This is a genomic window from uncultured Sphingomonas sp., from assembly GCF_913778135.1.
GTDB lineage: Bacteria > Pseudomonadota > Alphaproteobacteria > Sphingomonadales > Sphingomonadaceae > Sphingomonas.
The window spans coordinates 1-10,237 of record NZ_CAJYVU010000181.1; the positions used below are offsets into that span (position 1 = coordinate 1).

Here is a 10,237-nt window from a genome sequence, read left to right on the forward strand (position 1 = left end):
TCGACACTGCGACGATCTCGGTCACGACACCCTTCTCCTTCAGGCGGATCGCTTCCTCGACCGCAATCTCGTCGAAGGGGTTCATGCTCATCTTGACGTTGGCGAGGTCAACCCCCGACCCGTCCGCTTTCACACGCGGCTTCACGTTATAGTCAAGCACGCGCTTGACCGGGACGATTACCTTCATTCGCTTTCTTCCGCTCCGACCGGCACCCGGCACGATCATTCACGCCGCGTCCTACCTTGGCCTACTTCGAAGATCGACGCCCCCGCCCTCATATCGCAGCGGCGATTGCCCGCGTTCAAGCCGCGAACAAAGCGGGCTTGGTTTTGGGGATAGGCGTCGAGCCCCACGAGCTTACGCAAAACATGGGGTTCAAGCGTTCTCCGCGGTCCAGCGTTCGCGCAGGTAGGACGCGGCCAGCACTTCTACAGCAGCTTCGCTGCTTGAGCGTCATGACTACCGCATTCGCCTCGATTCGCTCGCGCAGAATGCCCGCGGTCCTGCGACGGATCGCGCTCTGCTCGAACGCCGCTCCCGCCGCCCAGTCCGGACCTGCGCGCGTAGCCACGGCCAACACTTCGTCAAATTAGGCGATCGACGCATGCGCAAATCAACCAGCACGGCGCCCGTTGCCGAAAATTCCATTGGCTCGCTCATGCGGCCCCGCTCCCACCGCTATGAAGCGGCCGTCGATACAAGGACGGCTCGGTGTATCGGCGATCGTCCTCGACGCTCGAGAATTGCCGGTCAGCTGACGAGAAAGCCTCCGTCGACGGGCAGGCTGACGCCGGTGATGTATGACGCTGCGTCGGCAGCAAGAAACAGACACGCGGCAGCGATCTCGCGCGGGTCGGCGACGCGGCCGAGCGGCATGCGCCCAGGCCCCGTCATCGGCCCGCCCAGCGACAGGCCGTCTGCCTTCATCTGCTCGGTCGCGGCCTTCGCCCCCTCGGTCGCGACACCGCCCGGCAGCACCGCGTTGATGCGGATGCCGTCGCCCGCCGTCTCGATCGCCATCGATCGGGTGAGATTGATGACAGCTGCCTTGGAGGCTCCGTAGTTCGCGTTGTTGGTCACCGCTGCGCGCTCGCCGCTGATAGACGCGACGTTGACGATCGCGCCGCCGCGCCCTCCGGCCTTCATCGCCTTGATCGCTTCTCGCATGACGAGGAACGTACCGCGTGTGTTGACCGCGTGGAGCGCATCCCACTGCGCCGCCGTCATGCTGAGAAAATCGCGCTTGGGGAAGATCGCAGCGACATGGACGACGGCGTCGAGCCGGCCGAAGTCGCGCACGACCTGCGCGGTGGTCGCCGTCACCGCGTCCTCGTCCGAGACGTCGCATGGATACGCGATCGCCTCGGGCAGCATCGCCGCGACCGCCTCCGCACCCCCGGCATCGATGTCGCTGACCGCCACGCGGGCACCTGCCGCGGTGAACAACTCGCATACCGCCCGGCCGATCCCCCGCCCGCCCCCGGTCACCAGGATGGTTCGGTCATGAAAGCCATACAGCTGAGCCAAGTCGATCATGAAATCCTCGCACGCGGGAGCCACACCCGTCCTGCGACGGCTTCCACGGCATCGTCACGTACTCCCGACATACATCGCCCTTCCGATGTCTGGTTCGCGTGCCGCTGGCCATGGTTGACCTGCGCTGCCGCGGGGACAACGCTTGGTAGCGACCACAGGAGACCCAGATGGCCGCCGCCGTCCGCTCGCCCGTCCCCGGCCACGTCCCCGACGACCTCGTTGTTGATTTCGACGGCTATCGCCCCGGCGACGACGACAGCTATCACCTCCCCTATGCCCGGCTGCGCGAGGTCGGAGTGCCCGACATCTTCTGGTCGCCCTTTAACGGCGGCCATTGGGTCCTCACGCGGCGCTCTCATCTGGCGGAGGCATTCGGCGATGCGTCTCGCTTCACCTCAAGCGAGGGCGCATCGGTCGACCCGATCGAGCTGCCGGATCGCCCGCGCCTCGTCCCGATCGAGGCCGATCCGCCGCGCCAACAGGCATTTCGCAAGCTCTTCTCTCCTGCCTTCGTCGCGACCGCCCTCAAGGCGCGCGAGGCCGAGGCACGCACGCTGGCGGTCGAATTGATCGAGCGCCTGCAACCGCGCGGTCGTTGTGAATTCGTGACTGAGTTCGCGCAGCACCTGCCGATTCGCATCTTCATGAACATGGTCAACCTGCCCGAAGCGGATCGCGAAACGCTGCTTCCGCTTGCCGCCGCACAGGTTCAGGCCGACGCGCCGAAGGCGGAGAAGCTGGCCCTCCTTTTTGAATATGCCGGTCGCCGCGTCGCCGAACGCGCTGCCAATCCCGGCGACGACCTCATCAGCAAGATTGCGACCGCCGAGATCGAGGGGAGACCGATCGCGATGCACGAGGCGGTGGGCGTCACGACGCTGCTGCTGATCGGCGGACTTGATACCGTCGCCTCGATGATGGGCCACATCATGCAGCATCTGGCGACCAATCCCGAGGACCGGCACCTGCTCGCCGCCGATCGCGGGCTTTCCGCGGCGGCGACCGAAGAATTCCTGCGCCGGTTCGCGCTGACCAACCCGGGCCGGACCGTGACCTCGGACATCGACTTTCACGGCGTCCGGATGCGGGCGGGTGACAAGATCATGCTAGCAACGCCGTTCGGCGCGCTGGACCCGCGCGACTATGCCGATCCGCTCGCTGTCGATTTCACGCGCAAGTCGAACACCAAGACCACCTTTGGCGCAGGTCCGCACGTATGTCCGGGATCGATGCTTGCTCGAGCGGAGATCAAGATCCTGCTCGAGGAATGGTTGCCGCGCATCCCCGATTTCGTGCTCGACGCGGCCGACCCGCCGCGCATTCGCACCGGCGTGAACGGTAGCGTCGAACATCTGCCGCTCGTCTGGTGAAGGAAGTCGCATCATGAACATTTCGCTTGAGACCACCGTTCGCGAGCTTGCCGACCGCCAGCAGATCGAAGCGGCGTTGCTGCGTTATTGCCGCGGGATTGATCGGCGGGACAAGGCGCTGATGCTTTCCGCTTATCATTCTGACGCGATTGACGATCACGGCGTCGTTGTCCTGGAAGCGGAAGCGTTCTGCGACTGGGCGATCGAATTTCACGATACGCACAACGGGGTAACCCATCACGCGATCAGCAACCTGACGATCGAACTTGACGGCGATACGGCGCATTCGGAATGCTATTACACCTATATGGGCACCGTGCCCGGCGGTCCGACACAATTGTGCTTTGGCCGCTACGTCGACCGGCACGAACGTCGCGACGGGCGCTGGGCGATCGCCGCACGCCTCTGCTTCAACGAATCGGTCAACGAGATGTCGCCAGCGATCCTGCCCGAGGATTATCGCCGGCTGATGACGAGCAACGGCCCGCAGACGACGGATCGCACCGACGCCTCCTACCGACGCCCGCTGATGATCGATCCCGCACGGCTCGCCTGACGGATCATCACGCCGAGGGAAACATACCTCCGTCCAGAAACAGCGTCTGTCCGGTCATGTAGCGCAGATAGTCGGAGCAGAGCGCGACCGCTCCCTCGCCGATGTCGCGGCGTGGCTGGCCCAGATCGCCTAGCGCGAACTTGCGCTTGTACGCCGCCTCCATCGCCGGGAACTGGCCGAAGAAGGCCCGGGTCACCTCGGTTGCCGCGGCGGGCGAGATTGAGTTGACGGTGATCGCATCTGGCCCCCATTCGCGCGCCAGCGACTTGATGAAGCCGCGCAGCGACGCCTTCGACGCGGAGTAGATCGCGTTCATCGCCGCCCCGTGATAGCCGAAGTTGGACGTCATCACGACGAATCGCCCGCGACCCGACGCTTTCAGGTACGGATGTCCGGCCTGCGCAAGGGAAAGCGCACCACCCAGCGTGATGTCCGCCTGCCGTCGCCAGCCCGCTTCGTCGCTGTCGACCGCGGGCATGGGATAGGCGGAGTCGGGCGCAGCGGCATTGTGAACGATGATGTCGATTCCGCCGAATTCGGCGGCGAGCTTTTCGACGCCGACCAGTACGGAAGTGCGGTCCGTCACATCCATCGGGAGCACCAGACTTCGGGCGCCGCCCTCCGCCTCTATCAGCCGTGCGGTTTCCTCCCCCGTGTCGGGGCGGCGCACCGCGATCCCGACGTGTGCGCCCGCCGCGGCAAGCGCACAGGCGAGATCACGGCCGATGCCGCCGCCCGCCCCGGTAACAAGCGCGATCCGTCCGTTCAGAGGCTTGTTCATGGGAGCATCCATTCGCCGCCATCCACCATCACGGTCTGACCCGTCACACCGCCGGCATCCTGCCCGGCGAGCATCAGGGCAGTTCGGGCGACATCCGCCCAATCGGGTCGCCTGCCGAGCGGGGGCGTGTATTCGCCAAGTTCGCACTGCTCCGGAATATCGCCGTAGCCAATATCCGGGAACATCAGTGGCGCGGTCACCGAAACCCAGTTGAGCCGCCAGCTGTCGCCCCATTGCCGTGCGAGCGCCTTCATCAGCCCGCGCTGCCCTTCCGTCGCCGTGGCCAGCGCCGCGTGATTGGCGGCGCCCGTCATGCCGATGCTGGCGCCGAGCAGCACCACCGAGCACGAACGCCCGGCGAGCGCGTCGCGCAGCCCTTGCAGAACCTCGAGCAACCGCAGCTGAGGCTCGTCGGCGCAGCGCCGCCAGTCATCCGGGGTCCAGTCGAGCAGCGGCCGTGCCGCGCCGCGATCCGCGGGCGCGAACGCGACGATCGCCACACGAGCATCATCCAAAGCCTCGGCAAAGGCTGTGCGAAGGTTGGCGCGCGATACCGCTTCGGAGCGTACCACGCGCACGCCCGCACCTTGATCGCGCAGCGCGTCGGCGAGCAGGCCACTGCCATCCCCCAGGCCGTGAGTATAGAGAACCAGTTCGGGACCAGGTTCAGCCATTATCATACCTACCCATCTGCCGCCGAGCCGTTGGCTCATCGTGAAACGATAGCGCAGGCCGGCCGGTGAACAATCGGCCGATATTACCCATCACAAGGACGATGATGGCGCGGCACGGCGCAGGCCCCCGCGAATGTGATGAGGATTATCCGCCGAGTGCCGCGAATGCCGGCGCCAGCAGCGCTCGCGTCTCAACCAGCACGGCGGCCGCCATGTCGAGATCCTGACCAGTCCAGCTGGCGGCCAACCCACCGCAAGTAAGCGCCCATTGCACGGAAGGCTCGGATCCCGTCTCGAACAGCGGCACTGCCACCGCTGTGTAGCGTCCGTCGAGAATGTTTCCCAACCGCACCGCGCCATCGCGTGCAAGCGCCGCGACGGCGTCGTCGATCCGCGTCCGGTGCCGCTCGCGTCGCGCCGCATCGCGATAGTCGATCGCGCTGATCGCCGCTTCACGAGCGGGGGGCGGCAGCGCCGCCAGAACTGCCAGCCCCGCGGAAACCGTGTCGATGGGTGCACGCCACCCGACGGGCTGATCGCGAACCACGAAGTCGCCGTTGAGCTGCTCCACCGCCACCATTTCGGCACCCTGCCGCATGCTCAACGTCGTGCTTCCGCCGGTTTGATCGAGGAGCCGCTGCATATAGGGCAGCGCGAGCGCAGGCGCATCGAGGCCGCGCGCGGCGGCATAGCCGAGTGTCAACGCCGGCGCGCCGATACGCAGCCCTGCACCGCCTGGCGCCCTCACCAGGAACCCGCACTCGATCAGCGTATAGCAGAGCCGCCAGACAGTGGGCTGGCTAAGCCCCGTTCGCCGCGCGATTTCGGCTGTGGTCAACTCGATTTTGGGGCGATCGAAGCACCGCAGCACCGACAGGCCGCGTGCAAGCGCGCTGACGAATTGACGGTCTTCGTTGCCGGCAGATGCCAATTGCTGCTCCATGCTTTGACTCCCGTCAGCAACCTTGTTATGTCAACTCGCATAGCGATTAAGCTATTCACAGAGCGAATAGAGAGGTTGCCATGGACTTTCAAGACACCCGCGCCGTCTCGGCTTCCAGCGACGCCATCGATTGGCCGATGCACCGCGTTTCGCGCGACGATGGCTGGCGGCCGCCCGCCGGCACGCGCATCGTCTCGGTCGACGACCACGGCATGGAGGAAATGCATCTGTGGGAGAACCGGCTGAAGGGGGCGGACAAGGATCGCGCCCCGAAGCTGTGGCGCGGCGATGACGGCAAGTTCCACATGGAAGTCGACGGCATGAACTATGACGTCCCGGGCCTCGACTCAGACGTGGGCGAAGGGCGTCCGGGCATGTGGGACCGCGACGAACGCCTGAAGGACATGGATGCAGAGGGCATCGACACCTCGCTGTTCTTTCACTCTCGCGCAATGTCGCTGGTGCGGATGGAGGACAAAGCGTTCTTCACCCGTTGCATGGACGTCTATAACGAGTGGCTTGGCGAATATTGTTCGATCGCGCCCGACCGCCTCGTCGGCGTGGGCATCCTGCCGACGATCTATGAGCCCGAGGCGACGCGCGACTATATCGCCAAGATGAAGGCGCTCGGCATCAAGGCGCTTGAAATCCCATCGGCGCCCAAGAACGTGCCCTACAACTCGTCGAAGATGGAACCGATGTGGGAAGCGATCGCCGAGAGCGGCATCCCCGTCATGTTCCACATCGGCGCGTATATGGAGTTCCGGGGCAAGGGCGCGACCGGCGCAAACCTGACCAAGAATCTCGGGCCGTATCGCCCGCTCTGGTCGATCCTCGCCTTCTCGGGCATTCTTGAGCGGCATCCGGAGCTCAAAGTCGTGTTCTGCGAAGGCGGTTTCGGCTGGGTGCCTTGGACGCTGCAGGACGCCGATCGTGTCTATCAGGTCTACGAGACCGAGATGAAGCCGAAGCTGGCCAATCCCCCGAGCTTCTATTTCCGTCGACAGTGCTACGCGGCGATCATGCAGGACGATGTCGGGCTCAAGGCGGCGAAGGACTACGATCTGACGGGCAACCTGCTCTGGTCGTGCGACTATCCGCATGGAGAGAGCGTGTTCGGCGAGTCGCGCGGCGAGATCCGCAAGATCTTCGAAACGCTGGGTGACGAAAAGGCGAAGATGGTCGTCGGCGGTACCGCCGCCAAGCTCTGGAACCTGTGACCTGACGGGCCGCGGCCTCCGGATCGATCCGGAGGCCACGAAGCGTCAGTAGAAGTCCTCGCCCGTAGGCGGGAAGACGGGCGTCTCCCTGGCCTGAAGCGCGCGCATCGCCTCCTTGGCCTCGCTGCTGCCGAAATTGACCATCTCGAACGCCGCGGAGAGATCGAAGACTGTCTGGTTCTGGCGCAGAAAATGGTTGAGCACGTATTTGCTCATCCGCAGCGCGTTCGGAGCCGTCGCGGCAAGCTTGCTCGCGACCTCGACCGCTTTGTCCTGCAACGCCTCTGCTTCGACCGACAGCGCGATCAGGTTCATCGCCTCGGCCTGCTCGCCCGTCACCGGCTCGTTGGTCAGCAGATGGTATTTCGCCTTGGCCAGCCCGCACAGCAGCGGCCAGATCATCGCCGCGTGATCCCCCGGCGTAACGCCAACGCGGAGGTGTCCGTCGAACAGCTTGGCGGTCTTCGCGGCGATCGGAATGTCGGCGAGCAGCGCAATCGCAAGCCCCGCCCCTACTGCCGGTCCGTTGATGGCCGAGATCAGAGGCTTTCGCATCGTCGTCAGCGCGTGGACCAGCCGTCGCGCATTGCCGAAATCGTGACAGAACTGCTCTAGGCTGTCGCGCTGCACGTCGTTGGGCATCTCGTCGAAGGAGCCGCCCGCCGAAAAGGCGCGCCCCGCCCCCGTGACGATTGCCACGCGCGTGTCGGGATCGGCATCGACGACGGCCCACACCTCCTCGATCTCATGGCCCAGCTTGCCGCCGAGGGCGTTCATCTTCGCCGCGTTGTCGATCGTGATGCGCAGGACGAACGGCGCCGGTCGTTCGAAGCGTAGATGCTCAAAGGCAGCGTAAAGGGTCAGGTCTTCGGACACGGCGTTGCTCCCGGATGATTCGGCGAACGGTGCCGCGAGCACCTGTGCCGGGCAAGCCGCACCTTCCTCCATCGCTGGGGCGATGTCCGGCAGGTCAGGCTACGCCGATCTCGATGCGGTCGCGGCGGCGCGCTGCCCAGTCGGCGAAACGTTCGAGGGTGATGCCGTGGCCGTTCGCCCGGTCCAGATCGACCTTGTAGCCTTCAACATTCGCCCATTGCTGGCTTTCGACCAACCCGGGCATCACTCCGGCGGCGCGCGCATCCGCACCTTTCATCGAGCGAGCAACTACCGGTTTGCCGCTCACCGCGGACAGTACCTCCGCCACTTGGGTCATCGTCAGCGATTCGGCGGCGAGGTCGATCTCCCTACCATCGAAGCGAGCCGGGTCGGCTAAGGCGGCGGCGGCGAACCGGCCGATATCGGCGGCGGCGATCAGGTCGAGACGCGTGTCCGGCTTCATCGCCGTTTCTATCGCGCCCCGCGCGAAGCCGGGGAACATGTACGCTACCTTGGGCGGAATGAAGTTGTCCATCATGAACGCAGGCTTCAGGATGACCCAGTGGGGAAAGCCCGCCTGCCGGACGAGGTCGTTCACGCCCGACTTGCCGTTCCAGTAATCGGGCCACCAGCGCCCCGCATCCCAGTCGACGAATTGCGTCTGATCGCCGGCGCGCGCGACCGAGGTGTGGACGAACATCTCTACGCCGGCTTGCCTCGCGGCCTCGATCAAGTGACGACCGGTGCGGACCTCGCTTTCCAGATCGCCGGGCGTCGGCGGCAATTGAACCGAAAACACCCCCCATGCGCCGTCCGCGGCTGCGGCTAGGCTCTCGGGATCGTCGAAATTTCCCTTGCACAGCTCGACGCCACGCGCAGCCAGCGCCGACGGCCCCGGCGCCGAAGGATCGCGCACCAATGCGCGCACGCGAAAGCCCGTGTCGAGCAGCGCGTCGACGGTGGCGCCGCCCTGTGCGCCCGTCGCACCGGTGACGAGAATGATGCGATCGGTCATGCGATGAATCCTCTTGGTAGTCAGGCGACTCCGGGTGTCGGTCCGCACGCCGCATCCACGAGAGATACGAGGCCCTGGAAACGTCTTGCGCCGGGCATTCGACAGGTTCGCAAACTCGTTTCCGGGCGACAGGCCTGTCACCTAGCGCATCGATCTTCGGTTGCGACGGGCCGACACGGGGAAGCGTGGCGCAAGTCCGGCGGGCTTACCAGTCACGCAGCCTTATCAATCACCCTCTCGATATCGGGCGCCCCAGCTGGCTGGCGCAGCTCTGTCATCATAGCATGTCCGCAAACGAGGGACGCCATGCACGACACGCCCGAGGACCTGCACGTCGATTGCTTGATCCGCGTCGCCTCCTTCTCACGGCCTGTAGCGGCGTCTTGCCGGCCACTGGTCTGCGGCTCCGACCACGGGCGCACTGTCGAGGCGATCGTCGGCCGGCCGCAGGGGTACCCACGATGAGCGACCGTTTCACCGGCACACTGTTCGACCTGACGGGCCGGACCGCGCTCGTCACCGGATCGAGCCGCGGCATCGGTCGCGCAATCGCGGAGCGATTGGCGCAGCACGGAGCGAACGTCATCGTTTCCGGCCGCAAACTAGGGCCAGCCGAGGATGTCGCGAACGCGATAAACGCCAAATCCGATGGCGGCTCTGCCATCGCCGTTGCGGCGAACGTCACCCGCGCCGACGAACTGGCCGCGTTGGTCGACGCCGGCGAGGCGGCGTTCGGCGCCATCGACGTCCTTGTCGCCAATGCCGGGCTTCATATTCATGTCGGGCCTAGCGCGGAGATGACGGACGCCGTTCTCGCCAAGACGATCGACGGCAATTTCAGGCAGCTGCATATTCTTTCCCAGCGCGTGCTGCCCGCGATGACGCGGCGCGGCTGGGGCCGGATCGTCAACATCGGCTCGATCGCCGCGCACTTCGGCAGCGGGATCTATCAAAGCTACACACTCAGCAAGACGCTCGCGATGCAGTATATTCGCAACATCGCGGTCGAGCATGGCGCGGCAGGCGTGCGCGCCAATACCGTGTCACCGGGTCTTATTCGAACGGACATGGCCGCCGGACTGATCGACAATCCCGAGACGCTCAGCCGCGAACTCTCCCGCTCGACCGTTGGTCGTGTCGGCGAGCCGGACGAGATCGCAGGCGTCGTGGTGATGCTGGCGAGCGAAGCCGGCAGTTATGTCAACGGGCAGACCATTGCCGCCGATGGCGGCATGAGCATTCGATATGAGTGAGCCCATGATCGA

Annotated in this window: 10 protein-coding genes and 1 pseudogene; 4 read left to right on the plus strand and 7 right to left on the minus strand. The window is 65.2% G+C overall.

Annotated elements, in window-relative coordinates:
- Both QZ847_RS15880 and QZ847_RS15885 read right to left on the minus strand, forming a co-directional pair.
- Window positions 1–187: pseudogene (locus QZ847_RS15880) on the minus strand (electron transfer flavoprotein subunit beta/FixA family protein); the annotation flags it as partial.
- A 564-nt stretch (window positions 188–751) separates the two neighbouring features.
- On the minus strand, window positions 752–1,537 hold the full coding sequence (locus QZ847_RS15885) for an SDR family NAD(P)-dependent oxidoreductase (RefSeq protein ID WP_294358377.1): 786 nt from the start codon (window positions 1,535–1,537) through the stop codon (window positions 752–754).
- A 167-nt stretch (window positions 1,538–1,704) separates the two neighbouring features.
- Between QZ847_RS15885 and QZ847_RS15890 the strand changes: the two genes are divergently transcribed.
- Both QZ847_RS15890 and QZ847_RS15895 read left to right on the plus strand, forming a co-directional pair.
- Entirely contained in the window at window positions 1,705–2,907 is a 1,203-nt protein-coding gene (locus QZ847_RS15890; RefSeq protein ID WP_294358380.1) for a cytochrome P450, read from the plus strand.
- Between the two features lie 13 nt (window positions 2,908–2,920).
- Window positions 2,921–3,463, plus strand: a complete 543-nt coding sequence (locus tag QZ847_RS15895) for a nuclear transport factor 2 family protein (protein WP_294358384.1) — start codon at window positions 2,921–2,923, stop codon at window positions 3,461–3,463.
- Window positions 3,464–3,470: 7 nt separating this feature from the next.
- On the opposite strand, the gene QZ847_RS15900 is transcribed toward QZ847_RS15895, so the two are convergent.
- The 3 genes from QZ847_RS15900 to QZ847_RS15910 form a co-directional block, all read right to left on the minus strand.
- Entirely contained in the window at window positions 3,471–4,244 is a 774-nt protein-coding gene (locus tag QZ847_RS15900; protein ID WP_294358387.1) for an SDR family oxidoreductase, read from the minus strand.
- A complete protein-coding gene (locus tag QZ847_RS15905) occupies window positions 4,241–4,957 on the minus strand; it encodes an SDR family oxidoreductase (protein ID WP_294358390.1) in 717 nt (238 codons plus the stop codon). Before QZ847_RS15905 ends, QZ847_RS15900 begins: the two co-directional genes overlap by 4 nt.
- Before the next feature lie 106 nt (window positions 4,958–5,063).
- Window positions 5,064–5,861: a helix-turn-helix domain-containing protein gene (locus QZ847_RS15910; protein ID WP_294358393.1), complete on the minus strand. Its 798-nt coding sequence runs from the start codon at window positions 5,859–5,861 to the stop codon at window positions 5,064–5,066.
- 80 nt (window positions 5,862–5,941) lie between these two features.
- Between QZ847_RS15910 and QZ847_RS15915 the strand changes: the two genes are divergently transcribed.
- Window positions 5,942–7,081, plus strand: a complete 1,140-nt coding sequence (locus QZ847_RS15915) for an amidohydrolase family protein (RefSeq protein ID WP_294358396.1) — start codon at window positions 5,942–5,944, stop codon at window positions 7,079–7,081.
- A gap of 45 nt (window positions 7,082–7,126) precedes the next feature.
- Here the strand turns inward: QZ847_RS15915 and QZ847_RS15920 are convergent, their stop codons facing one another.
- Together QZ847_RS15920 and QZ847_RS15925 are read right to left on the minus strand one after the other, a co-directional pair.
- On the minus strand, window positions 7,127–7,957 hold the full coding sequence (locus QZ847_RS15920) for an enoyl-CoA hydratase/isomerase family protein (RefSeq protein WP_294358397.1): 831 nt from the start codon (window positions 7,955–7,957) through the stop codon (window positions 7,127–7,129).
- A 94-nt stretch (window positions 7,958–8,051) separates the two neighbouring features.
- A complete protein-coding gene (locus tag QZ847_RS15925) occupies window positions 8,052–8,972 on the minus strand; it encodes an NmrA/HSCARG family protein (RefSeq protein WP_294358399.1) in 921 nt (306 codons plus the stop codon).
- Window positions 8,973–9,433: 461 nt separating this feature from the next.
- On the opposite strand from QZ847_RS15925, the gene QZ847_RS15930 reads away from it, so the two are divergent.
- A complete protein-coding gene (locus QZ847_RS15930) occupies window positions 9,434–10,225 on the plus strand; it encodes an SDR family oxidoreductase (protein WP_294358402.1) in 792 nt (263 codons plus the stop codon).
- Window positions 10,226–10,237 lie beyond the last annotated feature (12 nt).